Consider the following 16,940-nt stretch of genomic DNA (forward strand, 5'->3'; position numbering starts at 1 on the left):
CTTAAACAGTGCTCAGTGGTTGGAAGATCGGGCCTTGGGGCGTGTCCTCGAAATGCGCTGTGATGCCGAACACCCGATGCAGCAGGGCAGGGGTCAGAACTTCCCGCGGCGGACCGTCGGCGGCAATGCGCCCCTGATCCAGCGCGATCAGCCGCGTGCAATGGCGCACGGCAAGGCCCAGATCGTGGATCGAAACCAGCACCCCGTGACCGCCCCGCGCCAGATCGCCCAGAACCTGCATCGTGGCAATCTGATGCGCCGGGTCCAGACCCGCAACAGGCTCATCCGCCATCAATAGCGGCGCTTGCTGTGCCAGCGTCCTTGCGATCAGGACACGGGCCTGCTCACCGCCTGACAACTCCGTCGCGGGGCGATGGCGTAGCGCCTCCAAATCCATCCGGTGCAGAGCGGCGGTTACGGGGGCAGGGTCGGTGTCCCCATGGGGCAGACGGCCGAGGGCGACGAGCGCCTCGACACTGATCGGCCAGGCGATTTCCCGCGATTGCGGCAGCCACGCGACATGCCGCGCACGAAGTCGCGGCACCATCTGCATCAGTGAACTATTGCCGGAAAAGGGGATCAAGCCGAGTGCTGCGCGCATCAACGTCGTCTTGCCCGCTCCATTCGGCCCGATCAGGCCCACGACCTCCCCCGCCGCGATGTGAAGCGATATGCCGTTCAGAACCATCCGCTCACGCCGGAACGACTTGAGATCGGTGAGGGTCAGCAGGCTCACATCTCCCTCCGCTGGGTCAGGATCAGGCGCAGGAAAAACGGTGCGCCAACCAGGGCGATCAGAACGCCCAGCTTCAGGTCTCGTTCCGGTGCAATCAGGCGCACGGCGATGTCCGCCGCCAGAACCATCGCCGCCCCGCCGAGCGCGGAGGCAGGCAACACCCGCGAGGGTTTCGCGCCAACCGCGCGACGCAGAACATGCGGTGCGACCAGCCCGACGAAGCCGATGGACCCCGCCACCGCCGTTGCCGCCCCGACCGTCGCCGCAACGCCGAGGATCAGCATCAGGCGCAAGCGTGCCAGATCTATTCCCAGCGCCGCTGCCGCATCCTCGCCCAGTGTAAGTGCGTCCAGACCCCGCCCGAGGCTGAGCAACGCAATGGTCCCCGCCGCCATGAAGGGTGCGACCAGCCCCACATGCTGCATTGAACGATCCGCGAGGGAGCCGAGCAGCCAGAACACGATCTCGCTTGCCGCGAACGGGTTCGGGCTGAGGTTCAGAACCAGAGAGGTGCACGCCCCCGCCAATGCACTGATCGCGATGCCGGCGAGGATCAGCGTCAATGCCGACCCGCGCGGTCCAGCCAGCAGCAGGATCAGGACGACCGCCCCAACCGCGCCGCCCAATGCCGCGAGGGGCAGGGCCAGGGCAAAAGCCGCTGCAAGGCCCGACTGGATCGCCAGAACAGCGCCCAGCGCGGCAGAGCCGGAGACCCCGATCAGCCCCGGTTCGGCCAGCGGGTTTCGCAGATAGCCCTGCAACGCCGCCCCCGACAGACCCAGCGACGCCCCGACCATGACCGCGAGCAGCGCACGGGGCAGACGAATTTCGCGCATCACAAGCGTGATCGCCTCCCCCTCACCCCGAAACAAGGCGTCGATGCTGTCGGAGACGGGCAACCCCGCCGGTCCGATCAGAAGTGATGCCGCGAACAGCAAAAGCACCAGCGCGCCAAGGCCTGCGAAGACCCGTATCATCGTGCGGCTTCCTGCAAATCGCGAATGGCACGCAGGACGTAGGGTGTGCCGCAAATCCAGTCCGGGCCGGTATTCGCGCGGGGCAGGGCCATCGCCTGCAACACGGGATGGGACAGGATTTCCTCGGATCGCGACGCGCCGGGATAGGGGGTGGAGGTTATCAGCATGTCGGGCGCGCGCATCACCAGCAGCTCCAGCGGCAGACGCCCCCCGCCGGGGCGATCGGCCATGAGGTTGCGCAATCCGGCCGCCTCCATGATATCGGCCGCCATCGTTCCGCTGCCCAGAGTGTAGCCATTCGCCTGATAGATCGCGGCGCGCACCGTGCCGACCTCATATCGCAGGGACAGCAGATCGGCCTCGAACCGGGCGATCAGCGCGGTTGCTGCAGCCTCGCGTCCCAGAACTTCACCCATTTTGGCGATCCTGTCAGGCACCTCGTCCAGACCGCTGGCGGGATCGAAGCGTTGTACGGGAATGCCCAGCCGCTCCAGCATCGAAACGGTGGCCCGCGCGGTATAGCGCCCGGCCAGAACCAGATCGGGGTTCAGCAGAAAAATCTCCTCCGCCTGACCGGCGTTGCGCGGCCATGACGCAGCCTGCCGCGCCATGGCGGAGGATCGCGGATCGGAGGCGAGGCGCGAAACGCTGATCAACTGCCCGGGCGCGGCCAGCAGCATGGCAAGCTGGTCCGTGCACAGGTTCAGCGACACGACGCGCTGCGGGGCGTCGCCGATGGTGGGCGCACCCAGAAACTCGCCCATGGCGGGCGCACCCAGAAAGGTGCACAACAGCCAGACCTGCCAGAACCGGCTCAGAGCCTGTTCGCCGCCCGCTGCCGGGCCAGCGCGCTGTCACGGTCCGTCACGCCGATCAGGTTTGCGACCATGCGCAGCAGGGCGTTTTCATCCTCGCTGCGGTCATCGTCGGACAGGGCGACATACCACATTGCCTCGATCACGGCGTCACGCTCCTCGTAGGGGACAGCGTCCTTGATCAAACGGGTGAAGCGTACGGTATCGGATGCCTGCGCTTCCAGGGCCTCCGCCTCGGTGCGCAAGCTCACCGCGTCTGCCTCGATCAAGCCGTAGCGATGGCGCAGGACCGCGTCGATCCGCGCAACCTCGGCCGGGTGATACAGATCGTCCGCGCGCGCCACGCGCACCAGCAGTGCCGCCATTGCCAGACGGGCATCGCTGGCATCCAGCGTCGTGTCTTCGGGGGTGCCGGTCAGTTTTCTCAACAGGTCAGCGAACATCAGTCCTTGCCCCGATACGGTTGCACGTATTGCAGCGCCATGTCCCACGGGAAGAATATCCACGTATCCTGCGAGACGCCGGTGATGAAGGTATCCACCATCGGCTCCCCCTGCGGCTTTGCGTAGACGGTCGCGAAATGCGCCTTGGGATACAGGGACCGGACCAGTTCCAGAGTTTTACCGCTGTCCACCAGATCATCCACGATCAGCACGCCCTCGCCATCGTTCCGCATCAGGGCATCGTCGGGCTTCTTGAGCACTTCAGCCGTGCCCTGATCCTGATGCGCATAGGATTTGACGCTGATCGTATCGACCGTGCGAATGTCCAGTTCCCGGGCCACGATCATGGCAGGGGCCATGCCACCACGAGTGATGGCCACCACGGCGCGCCATTTGCCGCCCGCACCCGGACCATCGTTTTCCAGCCGCCACGCAAGGGCGCGGCTGTCACGGTGGATTTGATCCCAAGAAATATGAAAGCCCTTTTCGTGGGGCAGACGGTCGGCCATGCGGCGTCCTTTCGATTATTCGGCAGCGGGTTTGCGACCGACGGCAACGTCGATGTCGGGCGCGTCCTCGGCCTTCATGCCGACGACGTGATAGCCGCTGTCGACGTGATGGTTTTCACCCGTGACACCGGAGGCCAGGTCGCTGAGCAGGTAGAGGGCGGATTTGCCCACGTCCATCGTCGTTACGTTGCGCCGCAGCGGGGAGTTCAGCTCGTTCCACTTGAGGATATACCGAAAATCACCGATTCCTGACGCGGCAAGCGTCTTGATCGGCCCGGCGCTGAGCGCGTTGACGCGGATGTTCTTTGGGCCCAGGTCCATGGCCATGTATTTGACCGAAGCCTCCAGCGCCGCCTTGGCCACGCCCATCACGTTGTAATGCGGCATCACCTTTTCGGCGCCGTAATAGGTCAGCGTCAGGGCGGCCGCGCCGTCGTTCATCATCTTTTCCGCGCGCTGCATGATCGCGGTGAACGAATAGACGGAGATGTCCATGGACATGCGGAAGTTGTCGGGCGAGGTGTCCACGTAGCGGCCGCGCAATTCGTTCTTGTCGGAAAAGCCGATGGCGTGCACGACGAAATCGAGGCTGCCCCATGTGTCCTTCAGCTCAGTGAAGACCGCATCCATGCTGGCCGCATCCGTCACATCGCAGGGCAGCACGATGTTGGAGCCGAGGCTTTCCGCCAGCGGTTTCACCCGCTTGCCCAGCGCATCGCCCTGATAGGTGAACGCCATTTCGGCCCCGGCCTCGTGCAGGGCACGTGCGACGCCCCAGGCGATGGACTTGTCATTGGCCAGACCCATGATCAATCCGCGCTTCCCGGTCATCAATCCCGACATATCTGCCATTTCGCCTCGCGCTCCACTCTTGTTCTGCTGGTCAGTCCGCTTTACGTCAAAGGATCGGCAGCATCAAGAATATGTCGGTGTTCGCACCAACTTGGCGGAGGATCACGCGATGAGCGACGACACGGCCCGGACCGGTATTTTCGCCGGCGACGATCCTTTCGCACTTGCACGGCAATGGCTGGCGGAGGCGGTGAAGTCCGAACCCAACGACCCCGATGCCATCGCCCTGGCGACTGCGGACCCCGACGGTCTGCCCAATGTGCGTATGGTTCTGCTCAAGGAAATCGAGGCGGATGCCTTCGTTTTCTATACCAATTTCGAAAGCGCGAAGGGGCGGGAGATCGCGGCGACTGGCAAGGCGGCGTTCGTGCTGCATTGGAAAAGCCTGCGCCGCCAGATCCGGGTGCGGGGCCTGACCGAGCAGGTCGAGGACGCACAGGCGGATGCCTATTATCACTCGCGCGCGTTGCAAAGCCGCATCGGTGCATGGGCATCGGAACAATCCCGACCTCTCGACAGTCGGGCGACGCTGATGGGCAAGGTAGCGCGGTTGAGCCTTGAAAAGGGTCTGAACCCCGACCGTCCACCATTCTGGGGCGGCATCCGCATCCGCCCGGTCGAGGTCGAGTTCTGGGCAGACGGCGCGTTCCGCCTGCACGACCGCTTCCGCTGGACGCTGGGGGATGAGGGCTGGGCGGTGCAGCGATTGAATCCTTAGCGCTTCGGTCGTGGCCGGATCGGAGGAGAATGATAGCGCCCGCCCCTCAGGGGCCGACGATGATCCGCAACGGCGTTCCGTCCTGTTGCGTGGTGGTAAAACTCTCACGCAGGCGTCCTCTGTCATAGCCTACAGGCGCACGCTCCGCAGGGATTTGCGTGCCATCCGGATAGGTGACGACAGCGTGTCGTGCCCCAGGGTCGGAATAGCTGACGGCCATTAACTGCGTATCTCCCAACTCCACGAGGATGGCGCGCGTACCGGACCCATCGCTACCGGCGCGACTGAAATAGGTGATCGGGTCCAGCCTTCCGTCGCGAAACAGGCGCACGGGCAGATCGACCGCATATTCGAAGGTTGCAGGTGCGGCGTGCAGGATCGTTCCTTGCGCCAGAAGCCGGCAATCGCAACTGTCCTGCAACCCCAGCGCACTCAGATCCTCATGGCACGATTGCAACGCCTGCGTGATCGAGGCTTGCGCGTTGTCACCGCCGACAACCGAGACCTCGACCGGGCACTGCGCCTGCGGTGCGCCGCGTACGATCGCCTTGGGGCCCTCGGCCAGCAGATAGGCGCGGCCATCGGCGGAGCGGAAGAAATATGCGAGCTGGTCCAGGCGGATTTCCTGCGTGCGCCGGTGCTCGGCAATCTCGGCATAGCTGCGGCTGGTGGCGTCCTGCACGACCTGCGATATGTCATCGGGTGTCTTAGAGATCAGGTCGCTCTGGAACGGGGTATACAAAAACTCCCGCGTCACCCCGTCGGCATCCGGCAAGGGGCCGACAGGTACGGTGGCGCAACTGGCCAGGGCCAGAAACGCAAGGAAAAGCAGGGTGCGAGGTTGCCGATTTGCCACGGTCGGTTGCATGTATGCTCCGGTATTCAATGGGGGCCGGTGGTTTGCTTGACACGCATGTCGCGCGATATCTATCCTTTTTTCAGTCTCTACGGGGGGCGGTCCACCACGATCGCGACGTAGCTCGGGACTGCGGTGCGTAGGGTGCGGATCGGATTTTGGACGCTTTCTCTGTCATGCGCATGGGTTGCATGTGCTTGGCGGACAATAAGAAAATGGTATTTGGATGATTACGGGACAGGTGAAGTGGTATGACACCACGCGCGGGTTCGGCTTCCTGGTGACGGAAGACGGTGCCGGAGATGTGATGATCCATGCAAGTGTGTTGAAGGCCGCCGGCCTGCGCGATCTGGTCGAGGGGATCGCGATAACCGTCGAGGTTGAGGAAACCGACAAGGGCCGTCAGGCCTGCGCAGTGATCGAGGCGGATGTGCCAGACGGTGGCGACGGAATGATGGCAGACCTGCTCGAAGCCGTTCCGGGCCCGCAGGAGGTTGACTACGTGCCGGCCCGTGTCAAATGGTTCGACAGGGTCAAGGGCTTCGGTTTTCTGAACATCTTCGGGGATGATGAGGATGTCTTTGTCCACATGGAAACGCTGCGCCGCTGCGGTATCGTCGATCTGCAATCGAACGAGGCCATCGCGGCCCATATCGGGGACGGCCCGCGTGGTCGAATGGTGATGTATGTTCGCGACTGGGACAGCGTCGTTTCGTAATATCCTTTGCCTTGCCTTGCTGCTGGCTACGCCCGTCGCCGCTCAGCAATGTCGTGAGGACCGGGTGGACATTCGTCAGGACGGTCTGCGTGTTTCCATTGAGGTCGAGATTGCGGACACCGATGAGGAACGCGCGCGCGGACTGATGTTTGTCGAGGAGATGGCCCAACTGGAGGGCATGTTGTTCGTCTATCAGGACGAACCGCGTCAGCGCAGCTTCTGGATGCGCAATACCCTCATTCCGCTGGATATGCTGTTCGTGGCGGCGGACGGGACCGTCCGTGATATTCACGTCAATGCCACTCCACTGGATGAAACGCCGATCCCATCCGCCACCGACGATATTTTTGCGGTGCTGGAGGTCAATGGAGGCCTGACGGAAATGCTGGGTCTGACACCGGGTGCGCAATTGCGCCATCCCGCTTTCGACACCAACCCGATCTGGCCGTGCGATTGACCCTTTTCATCCCGACGCGCATTCGCTAATCCCTGCTGCATGGTCGGGGTGTGGCGCAGCCTGGTAGCGCACCTGTTTTGGGTACAGGGGGTCGTGAGTTCGAATCTCGCCGCCCCGACCACATTTTTCACGCAATTTTTCTCTCGATGCGGACGCGGTCTTGCCTCTGCCAGATCCTTCGCAAGCGGCCACCCCACCGTGCAGGGTGGCCGGTACGATCAGTTGCCTACTGCCAGGAACATGCCTGAGAAGATCTCGCTCTCGTTGTCCTCACGAACGCGGAAGGCGGCGCCCATCTCCTGCGTCGCGCCGCCGGGGCCATAGAAGCGCCCGGAAATATCGCTGTCGGCTGTCGCTGAGAAATCCGTCGAATCGTTGTCCTGGTTGGTCGCGACCAGTCCCGCATCCCATTGGTTGCCATCGATCGCCGTAGTCGAACCGTTGACGATGTTGAACTCGTTCAATTCCTCGCCGGGCAGGTCGGTCAGGACGAGGTTCGCAAGAAAGCTGTTGGCCCCCTCAACGATATCGCCGGTGACGAAGTTCATCTCAACCGAGGCGATGCCCGTCACCTCACTGATGACCAGCGGGATCGTATCGCCCGGATTGACGTTGTCGTTGCGCACGTAGAGGCCCAGAACATTGCCGGTGAAGGTCACGCTGTTTGACGTCGGCAAATCCGCAACATCCGTCAGCGACCCGGCATGCCAGCCCCCGACGAAGGTCTGTGGGTTGGACGAGGGGGGCACATAGCGCCAAAGACCGCCGAGAACGGAATCATAGGCGCCCAGATCGAGCGCCTGAAGCTCCAGATCGCCGTTTGCGTAGTCTGTGGAAACGTAAACGCGGTTGACCAACTGTACGGCGCTGGATGTTTCCCGGTCGTTGAACGCGGCGTTGATCAGGCCTGTTTCGGAATCGTCGGTGAACAGGATGCCCTGCAGCTTTCGCGCGTCCGACTGAATCCGGCCCAGAACCGCATCGGGCGAATCGCCGGCCGGTGGCGTAGGGTTGGCCTCGCGATAGCGCAGGGATTTTCCGATTCCCCCGCTCGCCCGCGAACTGGAAAACTGCCCTTCAGACAGCTGAGCCAGCGTCAGACTGGTAGGAGGGGTCGGTCCGGGGGCGCTGGCTGAACCGCCACCGCCGCCGCACCCGGCCAGAACACCCGCTGCAGCGAGCAAAGGCCACATCCGCAAATTCATCTCGAAACTCCTTTGGATTTTGACGTAGTAGACCTGCGGATGCCCAATGGCGCAAGCGTCGATCCCCGACGGATGATTAAACTTCCAATGTTATTGGTGCGATGCAACATTCCTGCACCTCCGTGTTGAAAAGGACGCGGCGCGCACCATTGTTGCCTCTACGGTATGTTCAAGGAGATGATCACGAATGCAGGGTACGAACCAGGCTCAGCCGCCGGCGGAGGAATTGGCCTATCGGCGTATCTGTGTAGTGGGTGGCGGCGCGTGGGGGACCGCGCTGGCCTCGGTCGCGCGGCATGCCGGACGCGATGTATCGCTGTGGTGCCGCAGTGCCGAGGTGGCGGAGGCGATCCGTGACCGGGCCGAAAATCCACGCTACCTCAAGGGGATCAAGCTGGCCTCCGGTATCAAGGCCACTACCGATATGGCGCAAGCCCTGCACGAGGCGGAGGCGGTTCTGCTGATCACACCGTCCCACAGCATTCGGGAAATGACCCGCGCGATTGCGCCGCTGACATCGCCGCACTGCCCGATCTTTACCGGGGCGAAGGGGATTGAGGCGGACAGTGGTCTGCTGATGACAGGCATCATGGCCGAGGAGGCACCGGGCCGGGTGATAGGCGCTATTTCCGGCCCCACATTCGCGGTTGAGACCGCAGCCGATCAACCGACGGCAGTCACTATCGCATGTACTTCGCGTGCGACGCAGCCCGGCAGCATGGCGGCCGCGCGTCTGGCGGCGGCGCTGACCACCTACAGTTTCCGTCCCTACATCTCGGACGATCTAACCGGCGTGGAAATCGGCGGAGCCATGAAGAACGTTATCGCCATCGCCTGCGGCATGTTGCACGGCGCCGGATACGGAGAGAACCTGCGGGCCGCTCTGATCACCCGTGGTCTCAGTGAGATCAAGGAACTGGCCGTCACCATGGGCGGCTCGCGTGAGACGGTCACGGGGTTGAGCGGTATCGGGGATCTGATGCTGACATGTTCATCCCCGAAATCGCGCAACTTCTCCTACGGAACGCAGCGCGGGCAGGGGTTGAGTGATGCGGAGGTTTTCGAAGGGCGTCCTGTCGTTGTCGAGGGTCGCACCAACGCCGTGACCGTGACCGATCTGGCGCGCAAGAAGGGTCTGCACATGCCGGTCTGCGAAATGGTCCGCTCCATCGTCGCTGACGGTGCCCCAATAGGCGAGGCCTTCGCCAATTATTGGAGCGCGCCGATCGAGGGGGAACCTCGGGCCCTCGATTTCAAGATCGCGCATCCCGCGACGTCTGCCGCCCATTCCCGCTTCGGAGGATCGAAGACATGAGCACCGCACCCTCGGAGGCGACTTTCACGCTCGCCACGGATCTGGACGGCACCTTTCTGGGCGGCAGCGACGCGGACCGAGCTGCCCTTTATGACTGGATCGAGGCGCGCCGAGATAGTGTCAGCCTGGTCTTCGTATCGGGGCGCGATCCCGAGTTCATCCACTCGCTGTGTTCCGACAACTGGGTGCCCTGGCCCGATTATGTGATCGGTGACGTCGGCACCACCGTCGCCCGCGTGGACCGGCACGATGAGGACAAGCGAACCCTGACCCATCTGCCCGAGCTGGAGCATGAGATCGCCGCACGCTGGGGCGATGCCGGTGAGCAGGTGCGCAAGGCTCTCGCGGATGCGCGCGGGCTGAAACTTCAACCGACCAAGTTCCGCTACCGCGTCAGCTATGATATGGACCCCGATACATTCGACCCCGGCGCATGTGAGGTCGTCACGGGCATGGGGCTGGACTGGCTGGTCTCGGACAATCGCTATTTCGATGTCTTGCCACGTGGCATCAGCAAGGGCCCGACGCTCGAGCGGTTCATCACCGCCTTCGGGATGTCGCGCGGGCGCGTATTGGTTGCGGGAGATACCCTTAACGACCTATCCATGTTCAAGACGGGTCTGAACGGAGCCGTGGTCGGTGGTGCGGAGCAAGCCTTGCTCGATGCGACCAGGGACATACGGACAGCCCGCAAATGCAAGGCGATCGGCGCCGCAGGAATCATGGAGGCGATTGCCGCCTTCAACCTGCACCCCGACGCGAATGGAGAACAGGAATGAGTTCCGATCTGGTCATAGTCTATCACCGTCAACCTTACGAAGAGGTCGAGGTCGACGGTAAGATCGAGTTGAAGGAGAATTCCAGCCCCAACGGGATCGTCCCCACCCTCAAGAGCTTCTTCGGTCGCGTGGAAAAGGCCAGTTGGGTGGCGTGGAAATACGCCGACGACCCCTCGAACCCCGATTTCGAGCGGGTGGTGGAGATTGACGACAGCTACGGCAAGTATTCCGTGTCCAGATTGCCCCTGACCGAGGAGCAGGTGCAGAGCTTCTATCACGTCAGTTCCAAGGAAGCCTTCTGGCCGATCCTGCACGGGTTCAAGGAACGCTACAATTACGATCCGGTTGACTGGCCCACTTTCCGCCAGGTGAACTGGGCCTTTGCCGAGGCTGCGGCGGCCGAGGTCAGCGACGATGGCGTTGTCTGGATACACGACTACAACCTGTGGTTGGTGCCAGGCTATCTGCGACAGTTGAAACCGTCCGTGAAGATCGCGTTCTTTCATCACACGCCCTTCCCGAATCCCGATATCTTCAACGTCCTCCCCTGGCGGGAGGAGATCGTGAAAAGCCTGCTTCAGGCAGATGCAGTCGGATTCCACATTCCGAGATATTCAAACAATTTCAAAGCTGTGGCGCGCTCCATTACCTCCGCTCGCTCAACCGATGAGACGCCGACTCCTGAGGCGATGTCACCGCGCGGAATGGCCCTGTCCGAACGCCATACCGTTCGCGCCATGCGCCACCACGACCACGATATCCTGATCGACACTTCGCCTGTGGGGGTCGATACCGACTATATCGCGTCCGTCGTCGCTGACCCGGAAGTTCAGGCGAAGGTTGCCGATATCCGCTCCGAAATCGGGGAGGATATGCAGCTGATCGTGTCCGTGGCACGAACCGATTACACCAAGGGCAATGTCGAACAGCTTGAAGCTTACGAGCGGTTGCTGGTTTCTCGCCCCGATCTGATCGGCAAGGTTCGCCTGATGCATGTCTCTGTCGGTGCGAACCGCAACATGACGGCCTATGAAGAGGTACAGCAGCGGATCGAGGAACTTTCGGGCCGGATCAACGGCACGTTCGGCTCGTTCGAGTGGCAACCGGTTTCGCTGATTTCGACGGCGATACCTTTCCGTGACCTGATCGCGTATTATCGCGCGGCGGATGTGGCCTGGATCACACCTCTGGCGGATGGCTTGAACCTGGTCGCCAATGAATTCTGCATGGCGCGGGACGATTTGGGTGGAGCGCTGGTCCTGTCGGAATTTGCCGGAACTGCGGTTCTGTTGAAAGGCGCCATTCCCGTCAATCCGTTCAGCTTCGCGTCGATGGATCGCGGCATTCAACAGGCGCTGGACATGGACGACGAAGAAAAGCGTAGCCGTATGAAGGGTTTGCGTGAAAGCGTTCAGAAGTTTGACATCAATGCCTGGGTCACGTCCCAGACTGAACTGTTCGATCGTCTGCGTAAATTGCCATCCAAAGAGGCAAAATCATGAGGCGGATCATCGCGGCGCTGGCCCTTATCGGGGCCACATGCCCGTTGAGTGCTCACGAGTACTGGCTCGAAGCCCCGAGCCATCAGATCGAGATCGGGGACGGGATCGAGGTCGGCATTTTCGTCGGATCAGACCTTGTGGGGCAGCAGATGCCCTATTTCCCTCAGGCATTTCGCAGCTTGCAGCACTATGCGCCGGGTGAGGATGGACAGTTTATTTCCGGACGAATTGGCAGCATGCCGGCCTTGGGCTTGGCGGATTTGCAGGAAGGGCTTCACATCGTTGCTCAGGAAACGCGCGACTCTCGCCTGACCTACGAGGAAGAGGGCAAGTTCGAAAGTTTCCTCGCAGCGGAAGGTATCGAGTATATTCTGAATGAGCATCGGGCGCGTGGCTTGCCTGAGGTCGGATTTTCCGAAACTTATTCCCGCTCGGCAAAAGCCTTGATCGGTGTCGGCTCCTCCGAAGGTGATGATTTCCGGGTCGGTCTGCCGGTTGAATTGGTCGCGCTGGATAATCCCTTCACCACCGAGGGCAACATTCAGCTGCAGTATTTCGTTCGTGGAGAACCTGCATCGAACGCCCGCATCAATCTGTTTCATCGAAGCATTGGTGGAGAGGTCATCGAAGTTCCGTTGACCACCGACAGTCAGGGCATCGCCGTGGTGCCTGAGAGCGGAGCCGGGTTCTATATGGCCAACGCGGTGCATATGGATGCGGTCCGCAATGCCGGACCGACCGCATGGCATTCAAGCTGGGCGTCGTTGAGTTGGACAAAGTGATTAGTCCAGTGTTTCAGCCGACGGGCGTAATAGTTCCAAGGTTGCGGATCTGAGCGAGCCTCCGCTTTCGAGCAAATCCCTGGCTGCGGCAAGTGTCACGGGGTCTTCCACTCTGGGCGCAAGTTCCGTGGCGTTGGGTCGGGTGGGCTCGGGCCGAGGCGTGACACGGTTGGCTGAGGCAATGATTTCAGATGCTGAGTCGTTTCCCCTCAGGTGCGCCGGTGAAGCCATCTCGATCGCATCGCTGGGCAATCCCAGTGTGAGTAGACCACGCGCCGCGCTTATTCTTGCGGCATCCCCGGCAACCCCTTCGGGCAGAAAATTCGCGTGATGCAGGACCGCACGAGCGTAGTCCGGATTGCCCGGCGCTGTGGACTCGATCAGGTCGGCAGCAACCCTTCGCCAGATCTCCGCCATTTCCGGCTCGCGGTCCGCACTGGCAGTAAGCAGTTGCAACGATTGCGACAGTGCCCCATCGCGCGCCCGGATCGAAGCCAGTAGCCTGATCGCTTTGCGACCGAGTGGGGTTCCCCGCATCTGGAAAGCCGTGGCGGCGAGATCCAGCTCTGCCCCCCGGTCCACGGTTATGTCATCGTTCAACTCGATTTCGATCAGATGCGCCCTGGCATGATGACCAACCAGATCCGTGCCGGCTGCAAGAGCCTCGAACCCCGTACGGGCTGTTTGAACATCGCGACGGCGCTGTGCGATCCGGGACGCGGTCAGTTGCATTTCGCGGGACGCGGGGATCCCCGAACGGTTGGCGAAATCCAGTGCCCGTTGCGCACTGGCGAGAAGTGAAAGCTCCAGCCATTTTTCGGCAACGCGCTGCGCGATCAGTATGCGGTGTTCGGGAGGGAACGTGCCGAGGGTCGCAAGATCGCCATCGACATGGCGCCTCGCCAGAAATGCCTCATCGTTCGCCAGCCGTGCCCAAAGCCCCAACGCGCCCGGGCATTCGACATGGGTGAGCAATGCGATGCCCGGTTCCATGCCGTCGACGATCCGCGCCATATCCGTATAGGTAGCCTCCGCCCGGAGGATACCCTTATGGTGGACAAGGATCGCCAGACTCTCCGCTCCCAATCCAAGCCCAATCGCCTGTTCGATCGTGTCGCGTAGAGCGCGTTCATTCAGCGCATCGAATTCACCATAGAGCGTGGTCCGATTCGACACATAGGTGGAATATTGCTCCTGTAGAGTTGCGAATGTCTGGGGAACGGGGGCGTTGCAGCCTGGATCATCAGCCGGATAATCGCGCGTCGGCGTATCGAATGCAGTTCGGATATCGACATTTGGCGTCGAGGCAAGTTCGGGGACACCGACGTCTTCAAGCGGCGCCTCGGGTTCGCGCTCAGGCTCCGGCGCGGGTTCTTCCACGACATCCTGCGTGTTTGGCGCATCCTCCGACAATTTGAGAAGCCCTTGATCCGCAGCGCGGGTCAGTTGTTCCACAAGCCGCTCTCGAACGTCGTTCAGGTCAGGCTGGGAAAAAATCTCCGGGGTAGCAGGGGGTTCGGGCGGAAACATGCGCGAAGCTGAATCGTCGGTGACTGTCACTGCCTGCGATAGATCCGACGCCTCCACGGCGGGTTCGCTTCCCGTATCGCGAATATCGATCACGAGATTGCGGTCCACCTGGGGAAAAACCTGAACCGGACAATTGCAACCCAGCCGCAGAATAAGGTCGTCGCCAGCAACACTTATATTCAGCAATCTCGTACGGGGAATGCGGTCAAAGATAGTGTCGAGGGACAGATTCCCTATGTCAGGCAGATTGATCGTAACGGTCCGATCTTCCTGTATTGCGGACCACTCATCGGGAGGGGGCGTGTCTATGACCAGCCTGGTAAATGTAGCGTGTTCACCGGAGCGTACAGTGGTAAGATCCTGTGCGTAGGCCTGATTGGCAATCAGGAAAACAGCAATTGCGAGCCACCTCATGCCGCAACACTCTCACTTCGCAACGCCGTATCGAGGTCGTCGAAACTGGGGCGGAGTTCCGATGACATGCACTGCCGTCCGATTTCCACACACATATTCGGGGCATGACCGTGAAGGCTGGCCACGAGAACTTCACGGATCAGCATGTAGAAATTGTGATCTGACTCGGCCAGTTCATTGGCCTTTGTCGCGAATGGGCCCACCAGCGCATAGGCGAGAAACACGCCGAGGAATGTGCCGACCAGGGCACCACCGATCATCTTGCCCAATACCGCGGGCGGTTGGTCGATTGACGACATCGTCTTGATCACACCCAGAACCGCCGCGACGATACCCAATGCGGGAAGCCCGTCCGCCATGTTCTGCAAGGCATGACTGGGCTTGAGAGCATGATGCAGATGCGCCTCCAACCGCTTGTCTATGACCTCCTCAACCTGATGCGGGTCGTCGTAGTTCATCGAGGCTGCGCGGAGCGTGTCGCAGATGAGGGTGACGGCCGTCGCATCGGCCAAAATGCGAGGAAACCGTTGGAAGTGAACGCTTTCTTCCGGTTGCTCGATATGCTCCTCGATCTGCACGGGATTGTTGCGCGCTATGCGGAGCAGTTCGAACAGCAGTATCAGAACATCGGAATAATCACCGGCTTTCCATTTTGGCCCGGTGAACACCCGCCCCACATCGCGCATGCTGCCGCGAATCGTGTCTCCTCCGTTGGAAATGATGAAGGCACCGACAGCGGAGCCCCCGATAATCATCATTTCATAGTGCAGCGAGGAAAAGATGATGCCGAGCTTTCCGCCCCCCCAAAGGTACCCTCCGATAACCATGGCAAATACGATCGCAAGGCCGAAAAAACCGGTCATTTATCTGCTCCAACTCTGCTGTACACGATCTATTCCTGTACGACTGCGGCATGACGTCCTGCCATGACGGCGCTCAACGCGTAGGCCTGTTCGGGCGTAACGGCGGAAAGGATCGCCCCCGCTGCCTCAGGCTCCATACGCATCAGGAAACCGGCTGCAAAACTCGGCTCCATCGCGCCGAAAAGGGGGGCGGCGGTGGCCGGACGCATACTTTCGTAGACGGAAACCAGTCGCGCGACATCCGTTTCCGCTGCGCCGGAGGCCACGGACAGCGTATCGCGAAGCGTTTGCTCGGCCTGTTCCAGCTGTTCTATCTGCAGGGCCAAAGCACGCTCCGCATCGGCAAGCTCGCCGGTTCGCTCATTTATCTGCTGTTCGAGCAGATCGAGTTCGGCCTCTCGTCTTTGCAGCGACTCGAGGAAGACATCCTGCTGCGAAGTATCCGCCGGAGGCTCACCGAGATTGGCATGTGCGGGCCCGATTGCCCCGGACAGGGCGCTTGCCCATTGCGGGCCCTCTGTGGCGATCCTCAATCCCGCGGATGCCGCGAAGATACAGATGATCAGGACGAGAGCCGGGACTCTGGAGCGGCTCATCGTTTCATAGCCTTGTAGGCATCGCGCAAACTGCCGTCGAAGGAGGACGGCGCAGGCTTTTCCGGCCGGGATACGGGAACAGCCGTGCCGGAGCGAGAATCATGTAGGGTGGCCAAGAGAAGCTCCAGCCGCCCGGCGGCTTGCTCGGCGCGCGCTGTTTGTACGGTCATGTCCGCAACCGCATCGACCGATTGCTTCTGAGCGGTCGCGACCGCCGACGTCATTTCATCGACCTTGTGCGAGAGGCTTGCAATCGCAGCGCCCATACCGCGATCCAGACGTCCGAGAGCCTTTAGCCGTCGAGATACGACCATGCAGTAAACGGCGAGTGACACCGTAGCGAGGATAAGAAGTCCGTCGGCGAGTAGCGACATGGTGATACCTTCAGTTGAGTATGAATTCCGTGATGAGAAGATCGTGCACCCTGTCCGGGCCCACGATTACCGATATCCGACGCAGCATCTGGGCGCGCAGCGTCAGCAAAGCGGCAGGTTGCTCCAGCATCGTCGGCTCCACCGCGCGCAGATAAGTCGCGATCATGTCGGCGATGCGAGGCTTCACCGCCATGACCTCCGCTTCGTATTGCGGGCGGATGTCGAGCGTGGCGGAAAACCGCAGATGATCCGCGCGTGAGTTCGGGCCGAGGCTGATCACTTGTGGGTCCAGAGGAACGAAGGACGTTTGATTCGGGCTCGGCCTGTCGACAGCGGCTGCAACCTCCACCGGTTCTGCCTCCTCCGGCATCAGATGGAGAGGATCCAGCGTGACGAAGGCGAAACCGCCCGCACCCGCCAGGAAGCATAGAATCAAGGTCACCACCACGGGAAACCGCTTCTTGGCCTTTGGGTCAGTTTCGTCCGACGGTTCGCTCAT

At 61.5% G+C, this 16,940-nt stretch carries 20 protein-coding genes and 1 tRNA gene; 8 read left to right on the forward strand and 13 right to left on the reverse strand.

From position 1 onward, the window contains the following. Position 1 precedes the first annotated feature (1 nt). Genes H1S03_RS01260 through fabI form a run of 6 tightly spaced genes read right to left on the reverse strand, consistent with a single transcriptional unit; the run spans position 2 to position 4,323 of the window. On the reverse strand, positions 2–736 hold the full coding sequence (locus tag H1S03_RS01260; RefSeq protein ID WP_185802798.1) for an ATP-binding cassette domain-containing protein: 735 nt from the start codon (positions 734–736) through the stop codon (positions 2–4). Continuing rightward, on the reverse strand, positions 733–1,713 hold the full coding sequence (locus tag H1S03_RS01265; RefSeq protein WP_185802799.1) for a FecCD family ABC transporter permease: 981 nt from the start codon (positions 1,711–1,713) through the stop codon (positions 733–735). The genes H1S03_RS01260 and H1S03_RS01265 overlap by 4 nt, the downstream gene beginning before the upstream one ends. After that, on the reverse strand, positions 1,710–2,477 hold the full coding sequence (locus tag H1S03_RS01270) for an ABC transporter substrate-binding protein (protein WP_185803058.1): 768 nt from the start codon (positions 2,475–2,477) through the stop codon (positions 1,710–1,712). The genes H1S03_RS01265 and H1S03_RS01270 overlap by 4 nt, the downstream gene beginning before the upstream one ends. 50 nt (positions 2,478–2,527) lie before the next feature. Then, positions 2,528–2,971 (reverse strand): tellurite resistance TerB family protein, encoded by a 444-nt coding sequence (locus tag H1S03_RS01275; protein WP_185802800.1) that lies wholly within the window; start codon positions 2,969–2,971, stop codon positions 2,528–2,530. Next, positions 2,971–3,480: a xanthine phosphoribosyltransferase gene (gene gpt / locus H1S03_RS01280; protein ID WP_166190444.1), complete on the reverse strand. Its 510-nt coding sequence runs from the start codon at positions 3,478–3,480 to the stop codon at positions 2,971–2,973. Before gpt ends, H1S03_RS01275 begins: the two co-directional genes overlap by 1 nt. A 15-nt stretch (positions 3,481–3,495) precedes the next feature. Continuing rightward, positions 3,496–4,323 carry an enoyl-ACP reductase FabI gene (gene fabI / locus H1S03_RS01285; protein WP_185803059.1) on the reverse strand — a complete coding sequence of 276 codons (828 nt, stop codon included), beginning with the start codon at positions 4,321–4,323 and terminating at the stop codon, positions 3,496–3,498. 118 nt (positions 4,324–4,441) lie between these two features. Here fabI and pdxH point away from each other — a divergent pair, with 118 nt between their 5' ends. Beyond that, positions 4,442–5,050, forward strand: coding sequence for a pyridoxamine 5'-phosphate oxidase (gene pdxH / locus H1S03_RS01290; protein WP_185802801.1), 609 nt, complete (start codon positions 4,442–4,444; stop codon positions 5,048–5,050). A 46-nt stretch (positions 5,051–5,096) separates the two neighbouring features. Here the strand turns inward: pdxH and H1S03_RS01295 are convergent, their stop codons facing one another. Further along, positions 5,097–5,918, reverse strand: a complete 822-nt coding sequence (locus H1S03_RS01295; protein WP_185802802.1) for a hypothetical protein — start codon at positions 5,916–5,918, stop codon at positions 5,097–5,099. A gap of 214 nt (positions 5,919–6,132) precedes the next feature. On the opposite strand from H1S03_RS01295, the gene H1S03_RS01300 reads away from it, so the two are divergent. The 3 genes from H1S03_RS01300 (at position 6,133) to H1S03_RS01310 (ending at position 7,202) form a co-directional block, all read left to right on the forward strand. Continuing rightward, positions 6,133–6,624: a cold-shock protein gene (locus H1S03_RS01300; protein WP_185802803.1), complete on the forward strand. Its 492-nt coding sequence runs from the start codon at positions 6,133–6,135 to the stop codon at positions 6,622–6,624. 16 nt (positions 6,625–6,640) lie between these two features. Beyond that, positions 6,641–7,081, forward strand: a complete 441-nt coding sequence (locus H1S03_RS01305) for a DUF192 domain-containing protein (RefSeq protein WP_249777763.1) — start codon at positions 6,641–6,643, stop codon at positions 7,079–7,081. A gap of 44 nt (positions 7,082–7,125) precedes the next feature. Further along, positions 7,126–7,202, forward strand: a tRNA-Pro gene (locus H1S03_RS01310). A 97-nt stretch (positions 7,203–7,299) separates the two neighbouring features. Here H1S03_RS01310 and H1S03_RS01315 read toward each other — a convergent pair. Continuing rightward, positions 7,300–8,286 carry a hypothetical protein gene (locus tag H1S03_RS01315; protein ID WP_185802805.1) on the reverse strand — a complete coding sequence of 329 codons (987 nt, stop codon included), beginning with the start codon at positions 8,284–8,286 and terminating at the stop codon, positions 7,300–7,302. Between the two features lie 187 nt (positions 8,287–8,473). Here H1S03_RS01315 and H1S03_RS01320 point away from each other — a divergent pair, with 187 nt between their 5' ends. The 4 genes from H1S03_RS01320 to H1S03_RS01335 are packed head-to-tail and all read left to right on the forward strand — an operon-like array spanning position 8,474 to position 12,664. After that, positions 8,474–9,601: an NAD(P)H-dependent glycerol-3-phosphate dehydrogenase gene (locus tag H1S03_RS01320; RefSeq protein WP_166190463.1), complete on the forward strand. Its 1,128-nt coding sequence runs from the start codon at positions 8,474–8,476 to the stop codon at positions 9,599–9,601. After that, complete coding sequence (locus tag H1S03_RS01325; protein WP_185802806.1) at positions 9,598–10,380, forward strand: HAD-IIB family hydrolase; 783 nt, start codon at positions 9,598–9,600, stop codon at positions 10,378–10,380. Before H1S03_RS01320 ends, H1S03_RS01325 begins: the two co-directional genes overlap by 4 nt. Continuing rightward, positions 10,377–11,882, forward strand: coding sequence for a glucosylglycerol-phosphate synthase (ggpS, locus tag H1S03_RS01330; protein ID WP_185802807.1), 1,506 nt, complete (start codon positions 10,377–10,379; stop codon positions 11,880–11,882). Before H1S03_RS01325 ends, ggpS begins: the two co-directional genes overlap by 4 nt. Next, positions 11,879–12,664 carry a DUF4198 domain-containing protein gene (locus H1S03_RS01335; protein ID WP_185802808.1) on the forward strand — a complete coding sequence of 262 codons (786 nt, stop codon included), beginning with the start codon at positions 11,879–11,881 and terminating at the stop codon, positions 12,662–12,664. The genes ggpS and H1S03_RS01335 overlap by 4 nt, the downstream gene beginning before the upstream one ends. Here the strand turns inward: H1S03_RS01335 and H1S03_RS01340 are convergent, their stop codons facing one another. From H1S03_RS01340 to H1S03_RS01360, 5 genes are read right to left on the reverse strand one after another with little or no spacing between them, the layout of a single operon-like run. Continuing rightward, the gene (locus H1S03_RS01340) at positions 12,665–14,608 is read right to left on the reverse strand and encodes a hypothetical protein (RefSeq protein WP_185802809.1); all 1,944 of its coding nucleotides are present in this window, start codon (positions 14,606–14,608) and stop codon (positions 12,665–12,667) included. Then, positions 14,605–15,471, reverse strand: coding sequence for a flagellar motor stator protein MotA (gene motA, locus H1S03_RS01345; RefSeq protein WP_185802810.1), 867 nt, complete (start codon positions 15,469–15,471; stop codon positions 14,605–14,607). The genes H1S03_RS01340 and motA overlap by 4 nt, the downstream gene beginning before the upstream one ends. Positions 15,472–15,500: 29 nt before the next feature. Further along, entirely contained in the window at positions 15,501–16,067 is a 567-nt protein-coding gene (locus tag H1S03_RS01350) for a MotE family protein (RefSeq protein ID WP_185802811.1), read from the reverse strand. After that, positions 16,064–16,441 carry a hypothetical protein gene (locus H1S03_RS01355; RefSeq protein WP_185802812.1) on the reverse strand — a complete coding sequence of 126 codons (378 nt, stop codon included), beginning with the start codon at positions 16,439–16,441 and terminating at the stop codon, positions 16,064–16,066. The genes H1S03_RS01350 and H1S03_RS01355 overlap by 4 nt, the downstream gene beginning before the upstream one ends. A 10-nt stretch (positions 16,442–16,451) precedes the next feature. Next, positions 16,452–16,940, reverse strand: a complete 489-nt coding sequence (locus tag H1S03_RS01360) for a flagellar basal body-associated FliL family protein (RefSeq protein WP_185802813.1) — start codon at positions 16,938–16,940, stop codon at positions 16,452–16,454.

The organism is Pontivivens nitratireducens (assembly GCF_014235845.1).
GTDB lineage: Bacteria > Pseudomonadota > Alphaproteobacteria > Rhodobacterales > Rhodobacteraceae > Pontivivens > Pontivivens nitratireducens.

Coding starts and splice junctions, on each gene's coding strand:
- H1S03_RS01315 (WP_185802805.1), bottom strand. CDS start 8,286: ATGAATTTGCGGATGTGGCCTTTGCTCGCTGCAGCGGGTGTTCTGGCC.
- gpt (WP_166190444.1), bottom strand. CDS start 3,480: ATGGCCGACCGTCTGCCCCACGAAAAGGGCTTTCATATTTCTTGGGAT.
- fabI (WP_185803059.1), bottom strand. CDS start 4,323: ATGTCGGGATTGATGACCGGGAAGCGCGGATTGATCATGGGTCTGGCC.
- H1S03_RS01300 (WP_185802803.1), top strand. CDS start 6,133: ATGATTACGGGACAGGTGAAGTGGTATGACACCACGCGCGGGTTCGGC.
- H1S03_RS01350 (WP_185802811.1), bottom strand. CDS start 16,067: ATGAGCCGCTCCAGAGTCCCGGCTCTCGTCCTGATCATCTGTATCTTC.
- H1S03_RS01265 (WP_185802799.1), bottom strand. CDS start 1,713: ATGATACGGGTCTTCGCAGGCCTTGGCGCGCTGGTGCTTTTGCTGTTC.
- ggpS (WP_185802807.1), top strand. CDS start 10,377: ATGAGTTCCGATCTGGTCATAGTCTATCACCGTCAACCTTACGAAGAG.
- H1S03_RS01270 (WP_185803058.1), bottom strand. CDS start 2,477: ATGGGCGAGTTTCTGGGTGCGCCCACCATCGGCGACGCCCCGCAGCGC.
- H1S03_RS01335 (WP_185802808.1), top strand. CDS start 11,879: ATGAGGCGGATCATCGCGGCGCTGGCCCTTATCGGGGCCACATGCCCG.
- H1S03_RS01360 (WP_185802813.1), bottom strand. CDS start 16,940: ATGAGCGAACCGTCGGACGAAACTGACCCAAAGGCCAAGAAGCGGTTT.
- H1S03_RS01325 (WP_185802806.1), top strand. CDS start 9,598: ATGAGCACCGCACCCTCGGAGGCGACTTTCACGCTCGCCACGGATCTG.
- H1S03_RS01355 (WP_185802812.1), bottom strand. CDS start 16,441: ATGTCGCTACTCGCCGACGGACTTCTTATCCTCGCTACGGTGTCACTC.
- H1S03_RS01275 (WP_185802800.1), bottom strand. CDS start 2,971: ATGTTCGCTGACCTGTTGAGAAAACTGACCGGCACCCCCGAAGACACG.
- H1S03_RS01340 (WP_185802809.1), bottom strand. CDS start 14,608: ATGAGGTGGCTCGCAATTGCTGTTTTCCTGATTGCCAATCAGGCCTAC.
- H1S03_RS01320 (WP_166190463.1), top strand. CDS start 8,474: ATGCAGGGTACGAACCAGGCTCAGCCGCCGGCGGAGGAATTGGCCTAT.
- motA (WP_185802810.1), bottom strand. CDS start 15,471: ATGACCGGTTTTTTCGGCCTTGCGATCGTATTTGCCATGGTTATCGGA.
- H1S03_RS01295 (WP_185802802.1), bottom strand. CDS start 5,918: ATGCAACCGACCGTGGCAAATCGGCAACCTCGCACCCTGCTTTTCCTT.
- pdxH (WP_185802801.1), top strand. CDS start 4,442: ATGAGCGACGACACGGCCCGGACCGGTATTTTCGCCGGCGACGATCCT.